Origin of the sequence: Acinetobacter sp. CIP 64.2 (assembly GCF_000369645.1) — a bacterium.
In the GTDB taxonomy this organism is placed as follows: Bacteria; Pseudomonadota; Gammaproteobacteria; order Pseudomonadales; family Moraxellaceae; genus Acinetobacter.
In genome coordinates this window covers 790,819-809,417 of the sequence record NZ_KB850122.1, presented here as the reverse complement: position 1 = coordinate 809,417, position 18,599 = coordinate 790,819, and the positions used below count along the sequence as shown (strand labels likewise).

Below are 18,599 nucleotides of genomic sequence, written 5' to 3'. Positions count from 1 at the left end.
ATGGTGATGCAAATCACCATCTTTTTTTTATATTGGTGCAATTGGTCAGATTTTTGCAGGAATATTACCAATGACATTGCGACATTATAAAAAACTTGCTAGTTTCTGAACAAATAAGAAAAAAATTCAGGATGAATTACAATGGAAAAGAATAGACATCATTGCAAAAGTGTTGGTGTAATTATGTTGATGATCGTCTTAACTTCAATGCTGCATGCTGCTCAGCCATTGAATGAGGGAACTCTTGCCTTACAAACCGCTATGCTGAACAATGCGCTGCCCAGTATTCTCATTAAAGCACAACAGGATGCCTTGAAACCTGAGGAAGAACGTTGGCGCTCACAACGGAGCCTGAGTGATAAGTACTTAGGCGAAATTCGTGTCAACACCATTTTGGGTGGCGTGTTATCGCCGCATGAAGAACAGAAGAAAGTGATGGCGGTTGATCCGAGAGACAAGAGGATAGCCACCATCAAGCCACATGAGCAACCGTCTGATCGATACATGATTTACGAATTCGATTCAGGCAATGTTCATGTGACTTATAACGATGATGTTAAAGCCGAACTGGTCGTTAGATAGCAGGGTGCTGAATTTTCCAGGCACGGTGGATTTTTTGATTGCGTTTAAAATCTAGACCAATCGTTTCGGAGGTGATTTCTTCAACTTGATACATCGCCTCAATTTCTTCATCCAGCTCAAAACCACGGTAGTTATTTGAGAAGTACAAGGTTCCATCACTGGTTAAACGATTCATTGCACGTTTGAGCAGGGATACATGGTCACGCTGTACATCAAAAGTTCCATAGAATTTTTTCGAATTCGAGAACGTTGGTGGATCAATGAAGATCAGGTCATATTGTTCATGACCTTCTTTTAACCATTCAAAACAATCACTGGCAAAGAACATATGCTGTTCATCGGCATGATCTACAGTTAAGCCGTTTAAGACAAAGTTTTCTTTTGACCAACTTAGGTAAGTATTGGACAAGTCGACACTGGTGGTGCTGGCTGCACCGCCGAGCGCAGCATGTAAGCTTGCGGTAGAGGTATAGCTATATAAATTAAGGAAGTGTTTACCACGCGCTTCTTTGGCAATACGCAAACGAATTTGACGGTGATCGAGGAATAGCCCTGTATCTAGATAGTCGGTCAAGTTCACCAAGATACGCGCTTTGCCTTCTTGCACGATAAAACGTTTAGATGCGGTACTTTGTTTAGTGTATTGATTACTACCTGCTTGACGTGCACGGGTTTTAATGAAGATGGCATCACGGCCTAAACCTGTCACAGCACGAATAGCTGCAAGCGCCAAGTTAAAGCGTTTTTTAGCTTTTTCTGGGTCAATGCTTTTTGGTGGTGCATATTCTTGCACATGTAATTTATCACCATATAAGTCAACTGCGACATTAAAGTCAGGCAAATCCGCATCGTATAAACGTAAGCAGAATACATTTTCTTTCACAGCCCATTTTTTCAAGGCTTGCATATTTTTTTGCAAACGGTTGGTAAAGTCTTCGGCACCTTCAATTTTCTCAAACTGTTGTGGTTGCCAGTTCGTGAGGAAAGGCTGGGTGACGGTTGCAGGTTTGACTGTACCAAAACGGATGTAGATCGGCAGTTTACCATTCATCAACCGTAGTGTTTGTGGATCATTGATAGCAAGTACATCTGCCTGTTCAATTTGTGCTGCAATCACAGCAACAGACTGATTTGGGAAATTCTTTTGTAATAGTCCAGACAAACCTAAATAGAATGAACGGCTAGACGCTTTATCACCTAAGCGCTCGCCATAAGGCGGGTTGGTGACGATAAAGGCTTTTTTGCCTTCGGCGTGGAAGTCATCCCAATCTGCCAGCGTACGTTCTTCAATTTGGATCTGATCCAGTAATTTTTCAAAACCAGCAGCAATGATGTTTTGGCGAGTGGCTTTGACCGCTTCCCAATCCGCATCGTAGGCATAGAATTTCGGTAAAGGTTGTTCTAAAGCCTTTTGATGACGCTCTGCTGCTTCCGCTTTGAGTGAGAGCCATAGATCACGGTCATGTCCATGCCAGCCATTGAAGCCAAAACGACGAACTAAACCAGGTGCACGATCGGTCAAGATCAAGAGTGATTCAATAATAAATGTGCCTGAACCACACATTGGGTCAAGGATAATATCAGGTTGATACTGGGCTAATTGGGCTTTTTGCAGAATCGCTGCAGCCAAGTTTTCTTTGATCGGGGCATCAGTCATAAAATGACGATAACCACGTTTATGCAGTGAATCGCCTGATAAATCTAAACAATAGGTGTGTTCTGTTTTACCAGCTAAAACGTAAAGGGTAATTTCAGGTTGTTTAATATCGATACTTGGGCGTTTACCCACTGCTTCCATAAAGGAATCAACCACGCCATCTTTGACGCGTAGGGTGGCGAATTGGGTATTGACCTTAATTTCACGTTCAACATGCAAACGAACGGCAAAGGTACTTTGTGGTGCAAAAATCAGTGACCAATCAAAGTTGATTGCACCCTCATAAAGTTCTTCTGCGACATCACGTGCATCATGCGTATGCTCTAGCTCATGTGTATGAATCGGCAAAAGTACACGAGAGGCAAGACGAGACCACATACAAACGCGATAGGCATTTTCGAGGCTACCTTTAAAAACCAGTCGTCCTGCAAAACGTTGGATATTTTGAATGCCTAAATCTTCAAGCTCTTGTTGTAATAAGGTTTCAAGCCCGTCCGCACAGGTCACCCAATAGTCTGTTAGACGTGGTTTAGCGTTCATTCAAATTTCCAAAACATTTTTAGCAATTGGCTATTTTAACTGATTTTTGTTTGTTCTGTCGGTGCATATTTGTGTGATTGTTAGCTTTATCAGCGATTCATTACATTTTTTGCTCAATTTCTGCTGTCCTAATTTGTTTGCAATGTGAGATATATCATTTTTATTCTGAACTTTATTAGAGAGTTGGTATAGCTTTTGCTTCTATATTCACAGCACATCAGTGACGTAATTTTAATTAAAACTGATGAAATTTAAGAATTTTAATTTGATGGCTGTGAGGATGTTATGAAGGAAAGCATGAAAAACGAAGTATTGGTCAATGCTGAAGCGTTTACGATTGCAACTCAAATGTATGTCCGTTTAAGACGGGTCTGTGGACGTGTAATCGATGTAATGTATCTGGTTAACAATAAAGATTATGCCAAGCATGTGCTGGATATTGCTTTAACAACTCAGGACCCAGAGTTAGAACGTTTTGTACATCGTTTAAGCCCACTGATTGATTTATATCCTGAGCCAAATCCATTGGTTGTGGAGACAAAAACCGCGACCGAGAAACAGCCTGTTGAGGTTTTAGAAACTTATTCCATGGAAGTTACTGATGAAGAAATTTATCAGGCACAGGTACATCATCACTATATTGGTGCATTAAGATAGATTATAAGTCATTAAAAAATATAAAATAAGCAAAGGATGTAGTCAAGGTACTGACATCCTTATTTGTGTGGTTTAACTAGCAGGTGGCAGCGCAATTTTAAAAACCAAAAAGTAATCTTATCTAGAGCAATTAGAAAATAAGATCATGAAAAAATCTAAAAGATTTTTACTTAAGTGCTGAAAAGTTCAACTGCGAATGAAATCCAAAGTCTGTATAATGCGTTAACTTAACGTGTTAGGAATCTCTTATGCACTTGGCGGCATTGCATACTTTGAGTCAGATCCAGCTCAATCAACAAGGAAATCTCAAGCACTTTTTAACCATTGAAGGTCTTTCCAAAGAAACCTTAACCAAGATTCTAGATACAGCGCAAAGCTTTTTAGATGAAAATAATAATTTGATCAATCGTCCGTTGCTTGAAGGGCTAACGGTGATGAATCTGTTCTTTGAAAACTCTACTCGTACCCGTACTACTTTTGAGGCTGCAGCAAAACGTTTGTCTGCTAATGTCCTGAATATTGATATTGCACGTTCAAGTACCTCTAAAGGCGAAACTTTACGTGATACGCTCTGGAATCTGGAGGCGATGGCAGCAGATATCTTCGTGGTGCGCCATTCATCCTCTGGGGCAGCACATTTTATTGCCAAAGATGTGTGTCCAAAAGTTGCGATTATTAATGCAGGCGATGGGCGCCACGCGCATCCAACCCAAGCGATGCTGGATATGTTAACCATCCGCCGTGAAACCAAAAAACCATTTGAAGCGTTAAGTGTTGCCATCATCGGTGATATTAAGCATTCACGTGTGGCTCGTTCTAATGTCGCAGCATTGCAGACACTGGGTTGTAAAGATATTCGTGTGATTGCGCCGAATACTCTATTACCAGTGGGTTTTAATGAATATGGCGAGCATGTACGTCTGTTTAATAAAATGGATGAAGGTGTCAAAGATTGTGATGTGATTATTGCCTTGCGTATCCAAAATGAGCGTATTGACTCGCCAGCACTCTCTTCACAAGCTGAATTCTACAAAATGTATGGTTTGAACAAAGAGCGTCTGGCACTGGCTAAGCCTGATTGTATTGTGATGCATCCAGGCCCGATGAACCGTGGTGTCGAGATTGATTCGAGTGTTGCCGATGGCGATCAGTCAGTGATTTTGAAACAAGTCACCAATGGTATTGCTGTTCGTATGGCAGTACTGGCACTTGCAATGCAAGGGCAGTTACAAGAACAAGGTTTAATTGAAGCGATTGCACTGTAAGGGATAGATCACATGAGTATTGTAAAAATTGAAAATGTCCGTGTGCTCGATCCAATTCAAAACATAGATCAAGTTAAAACGGTTTATATCGAAAATGGTAAGCTGACTGATACAGTAAGCCAGTTCGATGAAAGTATTGACGGCCAAGGCAAATGGTTAATGCCAACCATGGTTGATCTGTGTGCGCGTTTACGTGAGCCTGGGCAACAACAACATGGAACTTTAAAATCTGAAGGTAAAGCAGCGCGTGCCAATGGTATTTTGCATGTCATCACCCCACCAGATTCGAAGCCAATTGTGCAGGATAATGGTGCTCTGATTCATGGTTTGATTGAAAAAGCATATTTGGATGGTGGTATTTACCTACATATCATTGGTGCACAAACCCAAGGTTTGAATGGTAAACAACCTGCCAATATGGCGGGATTGAAGAAAGGTGGTTGTACTGCGGTTTCAAATGCCAATGCTGCATTTGAAAATGATGATGTGGTGATTCGTACCCTTGAATATGCGGCAGGCTTGGGCTTGACGGTGGTGTTCTATGCTGAAGAACCACAGATTGCCAAAGATGGTTGTGCCCATGAAGGTTTTATTGCGTCTCGTCAAGGTTTACCGATGATACCTGCGATTGCTGAAACGGTCGCGATTGCAAAATACTTGATCATGATAGAAGCAACAGGGGTGAAAGCACACTTTGGACTCTTGTCTTGTGGCGCTTCAGTTGAATTGATTCGTGCAGCAAAAGCCAAAGGTTTACCTGTAACGGCAGATGTTGCCATGCATCAGTTACACTTAACTGAACATCTGACCGATGGTTTTAATTCACTTGCGCATGTGCGTCCACCATTACGTTCTGAGCAAGACAAGGACTTGTTACGTCAGGGTGTTAAAGAGGGGGTAATTGATGCGATCTGTACGCACCATGAGCCGTTAAGCAGCTCTGCAAAAATGGCACCATTTGCTGAAACACAGCCAGGTATTAGCGCTTTTGATACCTATGTCGCTTTGGGGATACAGTTGATTGAGGAAGGTGTTTTTGCGCCACTAGAGTGGGTCGAAAAAGTGACTTCAACGCCGGCTCAAGTTGCAAATATGACTGAGCGCTGGCAACAAGAAGCAGGTTGGGTTCTGGTTGATCCTGAACGAAAGTGGACTGTTTCTAAAGAAACAATCGTTTCTCAAGGCAAAAACACACCACTACTTGGACAGCAGTTGACTGGTAAAGTTGTTCATACATTTGCCTAAAATGCACTAAAACAGCGGGATAAGGCGACAAGGTCTTATTCCGCTTTGTTAAATGTGAAGTAGATATTGTATTTAAATTTTACAAAACTGATAAAGATTAAAAAAATAGATTAAAGTAAAAAAATAAATTGCGATATACCTTACATAAAATTATAAAAATGAGAATTACATTATTTAAAACTTAAATAATTGGAGCTTAATAATATGTCTATGAATCCAATGGAGCTACTTAAACAAAAAGTATCGTCTATGATTGTGAATGATCAAACCTGTTTGGTTAATGAGAAAAATGATATTTTATCAAGATTTTACCCAATTTTTTTATCTATTTTCTAGATAAGCCCGAATTAATTGATCAGCTCAAAGAGAAACTGACGCCTTCTGTTTTTGATTTGCTGGAAGGGAACGAGCGAGTAAAAAATGCATTACTGATAAGGTTGGCAGCAGGCAAAGTTGCAGTGACAGAAGTGGAGATCACATTAAATCGAGCCATTCCTAAAAGTTTGGCAGTACTCTCAAACGAAGTGGGAAATGAGGCAATCAGTATTCTGCATTATCTTCGAGAGCATAAAGAATCAATCTTTGCCTTATTACCTCATTGGTCTGATGAGGTGCTTGCGTTATTGGATGAAGTGGAGCGAAAAGAACCTTTATTAGAAACAATGCATGAACCAGTGGAGCTGCCTGCTGAAAAGAAATCTTATCGGTTATTTCCTTTCCTTACTTTGATTTTTGCCAGTTTTTCTTTGCTGTTTCTGTACCATATAACGAAGTGACATATAACTGATCTAAGCGCTAAGTCGACAGGCTCACTAGTAATTCAATATAAATCTGAGCCAGCCACTAACGCTTTGTCTGTGATCGGTTTTGTAAAGTGTGATGTAAGTATTGTATTTAAATTATTTAAAAATGACTAAAAACTAAACAAATGATTAGAATGAAAAAACATCAGCTTGCTTGTACTTCGCATTATTTCTTAAGTGATCTGAATATTATAAATTTAACTGATTGGAGTGAATAACAATGTCAATAAACCCAATGGAATTGTTAAAGCAACAAGTAACATCTGTACTTGTAAGTCGCCAAGATAGTCTGGCTAATGAAAAAAGTAACCTGTTATCCAAATTTTATCCGATTTTTCTTTCAGTCTTGACTGCAAAGCCAGAGCTGATTCAGAAACTAAAGGAATCGATTTCACCATCTTTATTCGATTTGTTTGGTCATAATGATCAAGTCAAAAATGCGCTTTTATCGAATCTAACGGACGGTCAACTGTCTACTACAGAAGCAGAACAAACATTAAACCAAGCGATTCCGAAAAGTCTTGTTGCTTTGACCAATGAGGCTGGCAATGACTCTCAGAGTATCGTCAATTATTTAAAACAGCATGCCGACTCCATTCGTTCACTTTTACCTGCATGGGCATTGGGTTTACTTGCGCCATTAGGACTGGTCTCCAATGCATCTGTCCCCGTTTCAAATTTTGCCAATAATACAACTGAAACAGCAACCAAATCACGCGCTTGGCTGCCGATTGTGGCGCTGATTATTTTAGCGCTATTGGTTGCATGGTTATGGAAATCTTGTCAGCACCAACAAATGGCGGTACCTGTAAATAACCAAGATAAAGCTGCTTCACAGGTGACTGCGGCAGAGGTTGCTCCAGCAAGCTTGAGTTTAAGTACGGATGCAAATGCTAAAGTTGCGCAGTGTCAGGTGGGGGTCGGTGATCAAGGCTTCCTGAGCAATATTCAGGCTAAAGTAAAAGAGATTTTTTCGGGCAGTCAGGATTGTATTGTCGATACGGCAACCTCACATGCGGCGACATTTACAGATCAGGCTGGACTTGCTGGTGTGCTTGGCCTACTGAAAGGTGTTCCAAATGTTTCTTTGGATTGGGTAGGGGATAAAATTACTTTAAAAGGTGGCGATACGAACAAACTGAATGAGTTACTGGGCAAGATCAAAGCTTTGGTGCCAAATACAGAGGTCGTGGTTGATGCGCCTGTCAATGCAGATGATTCTGTCAGCAATAGCTTGAATGCCGCTCATGATGCATTGGCAAGTATTGATGCAAATCAGGTTGATATTAATGCTGTGATTAAGGCTCTTAATCTGCAAATTATTAATTTCTCGACAGGGTCAAATAAGATTCCGGATGAAAATAAAGTGATTTTAGACAAAGCCGCTGCCTTAATGAAAAATATCAAGGATGCTAAATTGACAGTTGCAGGTTATACCGACTCTACCGGAAACGCGGATAGCAATAAAACGTTATCGCAAAAACGTGCACAAGCTGTGGTGGACTATTTAGTTAGCCAAGGCGTTGCTGCAACTCAACTAACAGCCGTGGGACATGGTGCCGATAATCCTGTTGCAGATAATGCGACAGAGGAAGGACGTTTTAAAAATCGCCGTATTGAGTTTTCAATCACCCCATAACTGATATCCTTTAAAAAATAAAAGGAGTTATTATTGCAATAACTCCTTTTATTTTAGCTATTTATTTGGTGTTGTAATTTGAATATGCAGTGATTTAAATAAAATTAAAGAAAAGACTCGAAAGTCTAGATTTAAATTGAGTAGAATACGCCCGAAAAAAACAAGATTACAGGGTCTTAATATGAATAAGTTTTTTATATTCACAACATTAACAGCAGCAGTTTTATTAGCTGGTTGTGATAAGTTCAAACCCAAAGATAAAGCGGAAAATACTGATGCCGCTGCCGTTGCTGAGTGGAGCTGTACCAATCAGGATAATCTGAATAATATTCAGGCCGCATTAAAGAAAGCCTATTTAAAGCAAATTGAACGTAGTTTGCGTGCAAGTGAATATCAGGCCGATTATGATGTTCTAGATAAAATCAATAAGGGGCTAAAATTCGAAATTAAAAATGTTCGGACTTTAGATGCGACAGAAACCCAATCTGCTTCAAAAACACTGTTGAGCTGTGATAGCCAATTAATTATTTCGTTCCCGAAAGGTCTGCAAAAGCGTGCAGAAAATGCCTATCTTGAATCGCAAAAGTATCAAGGCGATGGCGAGGGCGAAACACGTACAACGACTTATACTTTAGGTGATTACTTCTCTGACAGTGAATATCCATTGACTCTGGAGGATGATCAGTTACGTGGTGATTTTACTTATAATCTAACCAAAACTGATAAAGATGGCTTAGTTGTCGATATTCCAGATCAAAATGCCGTGATTGATGGTGTGGTGTTTATGGCAACCAAGGCTGTACAGTATGTTGCCTACCTAAAAGAAAATCGCCTGATAGAACAAGATAGTGAAAAGGCTCAACAAGAATATAATGCGCAATCTTCGGCGCAAATGGACTTGGCGCAAAAAGCGATGGATATCCGTAAGAAAGAACTGGATGCGGAAAAATCAAAACAGGTTGAGCGTTTAAATCAGACTTGGGATAAGTTCACGCCTGAACAGAAGACACAATTGCAGCAAGATCAATCAGACTGGTTTGAAAAGCGTGATGTGGATTGTAAGGTGCTGTCACAGAAAAGTGTCTATGATATTCCTGAGAAAGACCGTGAAACGTATCAGAAGCAGTCAGGTTACTGGAATGAGGCAATGCGTCAACAAGACCAAGCCATGCAATATACCAAATGCTTTACGCAGCGTACCATTGAGCGCATTGTTTATCTCAATAATGTCAATTAATTGAACAACAAGCAAAAGGACGAATTGATTCGTCCTTTTTTTATTGGCATGCTTGAGTCATCACGAAGGTAAATAGAAATTATGCGAATTACATTGATTGGTGCAGGGCGTGTGGCAACCCATTTAGCCAGAGTATTGCAGTTACAGCATCAGATCGTTCAAATCTTTAGTCGGGATTTACAGCGCGCGCAAGTGCTTGCTAATCAAGTCAATGCTCAAGCAATTAACGATGTCAGACAGCTGAACTCACAAACAGATTTGGTGATGATTGCTGTGAGTGATCAGGCCATTTCCAGTGTGATGGATTCTATTGCAGCATATTTGCCTGATAATCTGATTGTGCATACTTCGGGCAGTACGGCTTTATCAATACTTTCACAAACGCATGTGCGATCAGGCGTTTTTTATCCCTTACAGACTTTTAGTCTGGAAAGAGCGGTGAATTGGTCGGATACCCCGTTATTTGTTGAGGCAGTGCAGCAGCAAGATTTAACCTTATTAACCGATTTAGCAAACAGTTTAAGCCAATTTGTCTATCAATATAGCTCGAAACAACGACTCACTTTGCATTTGGCAGCGGTGTTTGCTTGCAATTTTAGTAATTATTGTTATGACATGGCCAAGCAAGTAGTGGATGCCGAGCAGGTGGATTTTAGCCTGTTATATCCCTTGATTCTGGAGACCGCAAACAAAGCCACAGCCAATGATCCCAAGCATATGCAGACAGGACCAGCCATGCGAGGGGATCAAAATATATTAAGTATGCATGGCCAGTTATTAACAGAATCGAATCGATCTGATCTACGGAATATATATCAATTAATGAGTGAATCCATTTTAAAACGGCATCATTAAAGAGATTTAACAATAAATATACAAAATAGACAAATCAGTCTGTTTTGTATACCATACCTAAAATTTGATTTATTTATTTTATAAAAAATGTTGGCTAATATATTTCAAGCGTTAGAGCGTCTAGGCCTTACTGCACAGAGACGTGCGATCCATATTCAGTTTTCCAATCAAAATTTAAATACTCAAGTGTTCCTGCAACGGATTGATGGCCAGCATCAACTGAATGCAGGCTTTAAAGCAGAATTAATTTGTCTGTCGACCAATGCTACTATTCCGCTGAAACAATTTATTGGTAGCCAAGCCGCAATTGATACTGTCACTGATCAAGGTCAGCTGACTCGTGTCACAGGCATTATCACCCAAGCCCTGCAAGGGCAATCGGATGGTAGTCTCACGGTATATAAACTGACTTTAGAAGACCCAACTGCACTGTGGAAACAACGCCGTAACAGTCGCGTGTTTATGAACAAGAGCGTGCCTGACGTCGTGCAAATTGTCTTCAAGGAGTGGCAGCAAAAGAGTCCCTTATTTGCATCAAGCTTAACGCTGGATTTAAGCGGACTCAGTCAAGATTACGATATCCGCCCCTTTATTATGCAGTCTTTGGAAAGCGACTACGACTTCCTGACTCGTTTGCTACGGAGCGAATCGATTTGCTGGTTAATTGATGAAGCCGAGCGAACTGTTGCACTCAGTAGTGCAGCCATTCAACCACAAAAACTACGCCTGATTGATGACAATAGCCAATACCAAGCGCTCGATCGTCGACAGATTCGTTACCACCGCAGCAGTGCCACTGAACAATACGACAGCATGACCAGTCTGGTGGGACAACGCAGCTTACAACCGAGCAGCGTCCATGTACAGCGTTGGCAAGCCGATGCTTTAGAACAAGAAGATGGTGCCGGCAGTGTACAAAGCACGCATAAACACAGTGAGCAATACGACAATGCCAGTTTAGGTCTGGAACAGGCATGGCATTTCTCACCTGCGTGGATGCAAGACCTGAATGGTGAAGATGGTGCAACTCCATCAGGCAATGCCCAAATTGAAAAACTGAATCGGAACTTAGGCCAATACTACGACCTGCAATCCAAACAATTTACTGCCGATAGCACCGTTCGAGATACGCATGTGGGGTACTGGTTTGAATTGACCGAACACCCTGAAATTGATCAACACGATGGCAGCGACAAAGAATTTCTGATTACAGGCAAAAACTTCTATAACCAAAACAACTTACCTAAAGACCTCAATCAGCAAATCAACCAATTATTAGCGCAAAGCAACTGGCAGCCAACCCAACAAAGTAACAATGAAGAACGCCAAGCCAATCAATTGACGCTACAACGCCGCAGCATTAAAACCGTACCCGAATTTAATCCATTACAACACCGTCCAGTCGCTTCACCGCAGCGTGCCAAAGTGGTTGGGCCAAGTGGTGAAGAAATCCATGTGGATGAATGGGGGCGAATCAAAGTCCGCTTCCTGTTTACCCGCAATGAAGACCACAGCCATGATGGTGGTGCGGGTGCCAATGACAACGATACCGATTCAGCTTGGGTTGATGTACTCACGCCTTGGGCAGGTGAAGGCTATGGGGCACGTTTCTTACCGCGTATTGGAGAAATCGTGGTGATTGACTTCTTTGATGGCAATATCGACCGTCCGTTTGTGGTGGGAAGAATTCATGAGGGGCATCGCAGTCCAACCAAGTTTGACAACGCAGGCAAGCTGCCAGACACCAAGAAACTGGCGGGGATCAAATCGAAAGAGTATCAAGGTGAAGGCTTTAACCAACTGCGCTTTGATGACACCACAGGTCAGATCAGCGCCCAGTTGCAAAGCAGTCATGCGGCCAGTCAACTGAATCTGGGTAAACTCAGCCACCCTAAAGACAAGGCCGAAAGCGAAGACCGTGGTGAAGGTTTTGAGCTACGTACCGACCAATGGGGTGCAGTCCGTGCAGGCGAGGGTTTACTGCTTTCCACGCATAAACAGGATCAAGCCAAAGGTGAACATCTTGATGCCCAACCTGCCAAGCAACAGCTTGAAGGCAACCAGAGCAATGCCAAGGTACTGAGCGAAGTTGCCAAGAATCAGCAAACCGATGAAATAGAATCACTGGATCAGTTTAAAGCTTTTGCTGAAGAAATTGAGTCTGATATAGCCAAGTTTAATCAAGCGATGTTGTTGCTTAGTTCACCTGCAGGTATAGGTCTGAGCAGCAATGAAGATATTCATCTCTCTGCCGATGGCCAGATCAATCAGTTTGCCGGTGACAGTATTAATCTAAGCACACAAAAAAATTTAGTAGCACATGTCAGTGGTAAAGCCAGTCTTTTTGCTGCACAAGGTGGTATCAAACAAGTTGCGGCCAAAGGCAAGTTTGAGATGCTGGCTCAGGCCGAAGGGATGGACTTTCTTGCCAAGCAAGGGATTCAGATTATTTCGACCGAAGATCGGATTGAGATTATCAGTCCAAAAGAGATCATTTTTAAAGGGGATACATCTGAACTCAAGCTGAATGGTTCGGGGATTTTCCCAACCACAGGTGGCAAGTTTGAGGTGAAAGCAGGGCAGCATTTGTTTATGGGTGGGGCGTCCGTAAATGTACCTGCAATTGATTTACCAGATTGTTCTGCGAAGCAGACACAGGCAGCTCAAAATGGTTCTGCAAAGGTAGACTTATCATGAGTTTATCGGTTTTTATAGCTGTTCAAAATGATCCTGAACAGAATCATCGTGCTCAGTTAGAACAGCAGTGTTTAAAACTTTTAGCTCAATATGGACATCTTATCTTTTTATTGGATAGCACCTTAAATCCTTCAATTTTTGATGATGTGGTCAATGCCTTAGCGAAAAAGAACATTGCTTATATTCCCTTAGCAATCAAAAAGGATATGGAAACATCTAATCTTTTTTTGATACGTATTGATGATCAAAAGGTATTTGAGCAAGTAAAAGATGATGTGTTGCTAAACTTATTGCGCAATAAAGATATGACCAATGACTGTTACTTTGTACATGGCTTTGGTGCATCAAAAACAGAATCTCTTGAGGAGTTAAGAGATCAGATAAGAAATAAGTTGGTTGTGTTTGATCAGGGACGGAAAATTTTATTCCGTTGGTATGATCCACGAGTATTGATCTACTTAAATGATATTTTAGAAGAAAAAAATTTATTGAGTTTATTGGATAGCTTTGCAGTATGGCATTTTTTACATCCTACTGGCTTCTATAGCATCGAATCTCAGGAAGAACGCGCTCAAATCAAAACATTAGCTCTCCGTTCTCTGGATCAATCTCAATCGGTCGCATTAGATCTGGTTGAAATAGCAAATAGTGTATTCCAACAGCTGAATGATTTTAAAGACGTCGATGTTTCAAAATTACGCCCCGTAGAGATTCATAAAACGTTACTACAGGCATACAAAGTTTATGGACTAGAAAATAATTTAGATCTCGTCACTTATGGTTTGTATGGGCAAATTATTCATAAGGATTTTATGACTCATCCTTTGGTCACGGATATTCTTTATGAACATTGTGTGCAGGGCGAGCTCTCATTTTCAGAGGCGATGGACTATCTGAAATCTGATGCTTATTTAGTTATTCAAAAAGATTTAAATGTATAAGGTGTGATATGACAACAAATCAGCAAGCAAATCTTAAAGCACCCAATGCGACCAACTCAAAATTCAATGAGATAATTCAACAGCAAAAACAAAAGCAAGCTCAAATTCCTAAGCTCGGACAAACTCAGCCTGTTGGTGATATGCGTATACCTACAGTTGCTAAAGACGTAAATAAAAAAATAGAACAAAGTGAAATTGCCAAGTCTGCTAAGCAGTCTACTGCTGCAAATGTACAGAACAATAGTGCAGGGCAAGCACAAAAGGAATGTTCTAACTTTTGTCGTAAAATGGGTTTTAATATTTTACCTTTACGTTATACGGTGGTCAGTGGCAATGCACCTGCTTTGCCTGCAACTTTAGGAAAAAATGTAAAAGAGATCCAGTTAAACCATTTTAAATATGCCGTTGAAATGATTGATACTGGATATATATACCGTTTAGTAAAACGGGCATCTGGAGCTTTGGAGTGGGCAGGTTATTTAGTTACCCCGAAAGGACATTTATCGTATTTCCCTGTAGGTAAAGAAGCCCCAAAAAGCGTGCCTGAATTTGCTTGTAAAGGTGCTGGACACAACTTTAATTCTTCTGTCATTGCGGTAGAAAGCAATCCTAAAGATGAAGCCAAAATTGCGTATATCATTCATACGCATGTGCCTATGAGTAAGGCAAAGCTGAGTGAATATGAAAAAAATGCAGAGAAGTTCGTAACAGAAGGGAAATGGCAGAAAGTTTTAATCAGTGCTGGAAGTACACAAGAGCATTGTATTGCAGCTGGCCAGTTTAAAACTACGGTTTATAATATAAAGAGTTTTGGTGAAAACCGTATTAATGCAACGCTGAATAAATTTAAAAATGAACCAAACTCACTTGCTTGCATGGCATTGTATGATCCAGTTGGTATTACGAGAAAGTTAAATTCATTGCGTAATTCTGAATTTAAAAATGTGATGGAGTATCTGGCAAAGAAAGACGGTTTGTTCTCTAATGAACATAAATTACATAGCTCTCAATGCATTGATAGTATAAAGGTTTGTTTAGAGAATAGATTGCTGAATGAAAAAGTTCAATTAACAAACCAAGTCAATAAAAGCGTGGTGTTAATGAGCTTATGGGATGAGCTCCCAAAAAACTTAACAGATTCTGATGATATTAATTATGAACTAGAAAAAATATATAAGAGAAAGTCAAAAGAAGAACAAGAAAGATTATTGCGTGAAGCTCAAAAGAAGCAGGACCCAACTAAAGGTATCTTTAATCAAGACATGGGAACCTTAAGTAAAGATCAAGGTCAGAAAATCTGGAATGAGAAATATAAAATAAATCTAGATGTGGATGCAAAATCAAAATTTGATACGACTGTAAATGAGTTAATCGAGAAAGGGTTGAAAGGAGCAAGAGCCGTTGCAGATGATCATATTAAATGGTTGTTGTCTAAAGCTGTGATCAATGCGCTGCACGCATATGATGACAAAGTGCAAGTTCCTTATGGAAATATTTTCTATGTTCATGCCATGGATATGATCAATGGAATGAGTGGAGTACCAAGTGGGCAAGCATTACTTGAAACTTGGTTAGGAGTAGAAAAAATTGCGAAAGAAAATATTTATATGCGCGCAATTTGTTATAACCAAGAAAGTTTGAAAAATAAATACAATACAGCTGCACCTAGCATTATCGATATATCTTGGGATGACGGACAAAATGCGACCAAAACTGTAATTGCTGCATTTGTTGCTGCGGATAAGGCTTGGCAAGAATGGGCAGCAGATAAAACCAATAACGGTTATATGTTACATGGGCAAAAGTTTAGCTTATTAAAAACGTTCTACTGGATGTCTGAACTGACTCAAAGTGCAGTGAAATGGAGTATGAAATATACGCCAGGCTCAGAATTTGCAAAAAAACTTGGACGCTTAACGTTTTATACCTTTGCTCATAGTGGGGCATTGGTTGAGCATGTTGCAAAGAACTCGCTGTACTATCTTATTCCAGTTCAGACTTTAACGGGTCGGATTAAACTGACACCTGAAATGGTACAGAACAACTGGAAAAAGTATTCTTCAGCCGCGACCAACCCAAGTAAAGCAGCAAAACAAATCGATCGGATTATTGCGAATAGTTCACCAAGTGCAGGTTTGCGTGTATCTGGTGTGGTTGCAATATTTGAGCTGATTAATTTTGGAACACAGGTTTCTAAATTTAATAATGATCCATCGGTAGATAATGCACTGTCGTATATGTCGGGTATGATGGCGACAACTGCTGCTATTTTGGAAGTGGGTAGCAGTTCGATGGAGAAGTTTTCATTTGCAGAGCGTGCCGCTTATATTGCTAAGTGTGGTGCATATTTTGCGATTGCAGGTGCAACAGTTTCATTAATTATTGATGTGAAAGGTTTTGTAAAGTCAAGAAAAGAGGGCAATCCATATGCTATGGCTCTAAATAGTGTCAAGGGTATAACTTCATTTTTAACTTTTGCTGTAGGTATTAATGCATTATTAAACTTACCTTTAATGAGGAATACAGCTTATTACTCTAATATTGAACGTTATGCTTTAGGAAGAGCATTTTTAGGGGTACGAGCTATACAGGCAGGTGCGATGTTAAGCTTAGCCGGTATTGTACTTGTTGTATTGGAGATTTATTTAAAAAATTATGTCTTGGACAATGCGATGCAAGACTGGTGTCAGAAGTGCGCCTTTCGGTTAAAAACCAGTGCTGAAAGTCCTTTTAAATATATTAAAGAAGAAGAGAAAGAGTTTAATAGTGCGGTGGTGAGTGTCTAAATGAAACATTTAAAGTTAAACCTAAAACTGGTGGAAGGTTCAGTCCATTCTTTAGAAAAAGCCAAGTCCAAAATACCCGTAAATCAAAATGTGGGTGGAATTGCCGCTGGAACTGCTTTTGCTGGTGTGCTGGCTGAAAGTAGTTCGTTACTTACCAGTGCTCCTATCCTAGTGTTGGCAGGTAAAGCTAAAGATGGCATCACGTTTACGGGGGAAATAGAAGGACATTCTTTACTAGGGCAATTTACGACGGCACGTTTTAACGAGAATGATGAACTGATCGCTGTAATTAATGACAAGCCTGTAGATGGACGTTATCAATAACGCCATTGTGAGACAAATTTTTTACTTTACTTTACTTTACTGGCATGGCTAGGGGTTTCTTTTTTAGTTGTATTATTCTATATATTTGATTTCTCATATTCTTGGGATTCTTTCGTAGATTTAATTTATTCTATTCTTATAATTTTTGTTTCATCAGTATTATTATCTAGCTTTGTAAACTATTTTGGTTATAGGAAGTCATATGAAAGTTTCGGAGCATTATCGGAGCAAGTATTTGAAAAACTAGGTTTTGAATGTCCAGAAGAACAGGATTTTTATAATGAATTCTTAACGGATGAAGGTGTGCAGATTAGTGTAATGAAATATCGTAATAAGTTAAAAGGTCAAGACCCTTATCCAGAAGATTATTTTGATAAGAAAAAAGTTAGTGAGTGATGACTGGTCTACAATTAAATCTAAAACTGGTAGAAGGCCCGATCCATTCTTTAGAAAAAGCCAAGTCCAAAATACCCGTAAATCAAAATGTGGGAGGAATCGCAACTGGCACCGCTTTTGCTGGTGTACTGGCTGAAAGTAGTTCATTACTTACCAGTGCTCCTATTTTGGTGATGGCAGGTAAAGCTAAAGATGGCATCACGTTTACTGGGGAAATAGATGGACATTCTTTACTGGGGCAATTTACGACGGCTCGTTTTAACGAAAATGACCAACTGATAGCTGTAATTAATGACAAGCCTGTAGATGGACGTTATCAGGTCTATGCCATTATTGATCCTAAATCTGGTTTGCTTTATATGATCTATGAAATGGGTCGTTCAGTAAAGAAGGGCTATAAAGCGATTATTATGCAAACCTATTATTTCACTTTAATTTGTTGGGGTGGGATGTCAATAATGCTTTTACTTTTTTACTTTTTTACTTTTTTACTTTTTTACTTTTTTACTTTTTTACTTTTTTACATTTTTGATTTTAATTATTCTTGGGACTCTTTTCTATATTTAATAATGTGGATACTTATAAGTATTTTTATCTGTATTCCATTGATGGCTTTTGTAAATTATTTTGGTTATAGAAAATCATATGAAAATTTTGGAACATTATCAGAGCAAATATTTGAAAAACTAGGCTTTGATGATCCTAAAGAGCAGGATTTTTACAATGATTATTTAATTAATGATGGAATCAACATCAGTGTTATGGATTATAGAAAAAATTTAAAAGGTCAAGATCCTTATCCAGAAGATTATTTTGATAAGAAAAAAGTTAGTGAATGATGACTGGCCTACAATTAAACCTAAAACTGGTAGAAGGCCCGATCCATTCTTTAGAAAAAGCCAAATCCAAAATACCCGTAAATCAAAATGTAGGTGGAATTGCCGCTGGTACTGCTTTTGCTGGTGTGCTGGCTGA

The 18,599-nt window shown here is 39.8% G+C and carries 12 protein-coding genes and 2 pseudogenes; 13 read left to right on the top strand and 1 reads right to left on the bottom strand.

The annotated features are described in order from the left end of the window. The first annotated feature begins 141 nt into the window (after window positions 1-141). On the top strand, window positions 142-582 hold the full coding sequence (locus F895_RS07305; RefSeq protein WP_005242048.1) for a hypothetical protein: 441 nt from the start codon (window positions 142-144) through the stop codon (window positions 580-582). On the opposite strand, the gene rlmKL is transcribed toward F895_RS07305, so the two are convergent. Further along, entirely contained in the window at window positions 575-2,779 is a 2,205-nt protein-coding gene (gene rlmKL / locus F895_RS07310) for a bifunctional 23S rRNA (guanine(2069)-N(7))-methyltransferase RlmK/23S rRNA (guanine(2445)-N(2))-methyltransferase RlmL (RefSeq protein ID WP_005242045.1), read from the bottom strand. The two genes, F895_RS07305 and rlmKL, sit on opposite strands and share 8 nt — an antisense overlap. A gap of 285 nt (window positions 2,780-3,064) precedes the next feature. Between rlmKL and F895_RS07315 the strand changes: the two genes are divergently transcribed. The 12 genes and pseudogenes from F895_RS07315 to F895_RS07360 all read left to right on the top strand — a co-directional run bounded on the left by F895_RS07315 (window position 3,065) and on the right by F895_RS07360 (window position 18,463). Next, window positions 3,065-3,436, top strand: a complete 372-nt coding sequence (locus F895_RS07315; RefSeq protein ID WP_005242044.1) for a hypothetical protein — start codon at window positions 3,065-3,067, stop codon at window positions 3,434-3,436. A gap of 248 nt (window positions 3,437-3,684) precedes the next feature. Further along, a complete protein-coding gene (locus tag F895_RS07320; protein ID WP_005242041.1) occupies window positions 3,685-4,701 on the top strand; it encodes an aspartate carbamoyltransferase catalytic subunit in 1,017 nt (338 codons plus the stop codon). A gap of 12 nt (window positions 4,702-4,713) precedes the next feature. Next, window positions 4,714-5,946: a dihydroorotase gene (locus F895_RS07325; RefSeq protein WP_005242040.1), complete on the top strand. Its 1,233-nt coding sequence runs from the start codon at window positions 4,714-4,716 to the stop codon at window positions 5,944-5,946. A 204-nt stretch (window positions 5,947-6,150) separates the two neighbouring features. After that, a pseudogene (locus F895_RS19920) lies at window positions 6,151-6,722 on the top strand (hypothetical protein). A 247-nt stretch (window positions 6,723-6,969) separates the two neighbouring features. Continuing rightward, window positions 6,970-8,388 (top strand): OmpA family protein, encoded by a 1,419-nt coding sequence (locus F895_RS07330; protein WP_005242037.1) that lies wholly within the window; start codon window positions 6,970-6,972, stop codon window positions 8,386-8,388. Window positions 8,389-8,569: 181 nt separating this feature from the next. Then, the gene (locus tag F895_RS07335) at window positions 8,570-9,625 is read left to right on the top strand and encodes a hypothetical protein (protein ID WP_005242036.1); all 1,056 of its coding nucleotides are present in this window, start codon (window positions 8,570-8,572) and stop codon (window positions 9,623-9,625) included. Between the two features lie 81 nt (window positions 9,626-9,706). Next, on the top strand, window positions 9,707-10,480 hold the full coding sequence (locus tag F895_RS07340) for a Rossmann-like and DUF2520 domain-containing protein (RefSeq protein WP_005242035.1): 774 nt from the start codon (window positions 9,707-9,709) through the stop codon (window positions 10,478-10,480). Window positions 10,481-10,567: 87 nt separating this feature from the next. After that, window positions 10,568-13,177: a type VI secretion system Vgr family protein gene (locus F895_RS07345; RefSeq protein ID WP_005242034.1), complete on the top strand. Its 2,610-nt coding sequence runs from the start codon at window positions 10,568-10,570 to the stop codon at window positions 13,175-13,177. After that, on the top strand, window positions 13,174-14,118 hold the full coding sequence (locus F895_RS07350) for a DUF4123 domain-containing protein (RefSeq protein ID WP_005242033.1): 945 nt from the start codon (window positions 13,174-13,176) through the stop codon (window positions 14,116-14,118). The genes F895_RS07345 and F895_RS07350 overlap by 4 nt, the downstream gene beginning before the upstream one ends. Before the next feature lie 8 nt (window positions 14,119-14,126). Further along, complete coding sequence (locus F895_RS07355; RefSeq protein WP_005242032.1) at window positions 14,127-16,904, top strand: T6SS effector BTH_I2691 family protein; 2,778 nt, start codon at window positions 14,127-14,129, stop codon at window positions 16,902-16,904. Continuing rightward, a pseudogene (locus F895_RS0118985) lies at window positions 16,905-17,624 on the top strand (ABC transporter ATP-binding protein). Beyond that, a complete protein-coding gene (locus F895_RS07360) occupies window positions 17,624-18,463 on the top strand; it encodes a putative type VI secretion system effector (protein WP_005242030.1) in 840 nt (279 codons plus the stop codon). Before F895_RS0118985 ends, F895_RS07360 begins: the two are co-directional and overlap by 1 nt. Window positions 18,464-18,599 lie beyond the last annotated feature (136 nt).

Coding starts and splice junctions, on each gene's coding strand:
- F895_RS07305 (WP_005242048.1), top strand. CDS start 142: ATGGAAAAGAATAGACATCATTGCAAAAGTGTTGGTGTAATTATGTTG.
- rlmKL (WP_005242045.1), bottom strand. CDS start 2,779: ATGAACGCTAAACCACGTCTAACAGACTATTGGGTGACCTGTGCGGAC.
- F895_RS07315 (WP_005242044.1), top strand. CDS start 3,065: ATGAAGGAAAGCATGAAAAACGAAGTATTGGTCAATGCTGAAGCGTTT.
- F895_RS07320 (WP_005242041.1), top strand. CDS start 3,685: ATGCACTTGGCGGCATTGCATACTTTGAGTCAGATCCAGCTCAATCAA.
- F895_RS07325 (WP_005242040.1), top strand. CDS start 4,714: ATGAGTATTGTAAAAATTGAAAATGTCCGTGTGCTCGATCCAATTCAA.
- F895_RS07330 (WP_005242037.1), top strand. CDS start 6,970: ATGTCAATAAACCCAATGGAATTGTTAAAGCAACAAGTAACATCTGTA.
- F895_RS07335 (WP_005242036.1), top strand. CDS start 8,570: ATGAATAAGTTTTTTATATTCACAACATTAACAGCAGCAGTTTTATTA.
- F895_RS07340 (WP_005242035.1), top strand. CDS start 9,707: ATGCGAATTACATTGATTGGTGCAGGGCGTGTGGCAACCCATTTAGCC.
- F895_RS07345 (WP_005242034.1), top strand. CDS start 10,568: ATGTTGGCTAATATATTTCAAGCGTTAGAGCGTCTAGGCCTTACTGCA.
- F895_RS07350 (WP_005242033.1), top strand. CDS start 13,174: ATGAGTTTATCGGTTTTTATAGCTGTTCAAAATGATCCTGAACAGAAT.
- F895_RS07355 (WP_005242032.1), top strand. CDS start 14,127: ATGACAACAAATCAGCAAGCAAATCTTAAAGCACCCAATGCGACCAAC.
- F895_RS07360 (WP_005242030.1), top strand. CDS start 17,624: ATGACTGGTCTACAATTAAATCTAAAACTGGTAGAAGGCCCGATCCAT.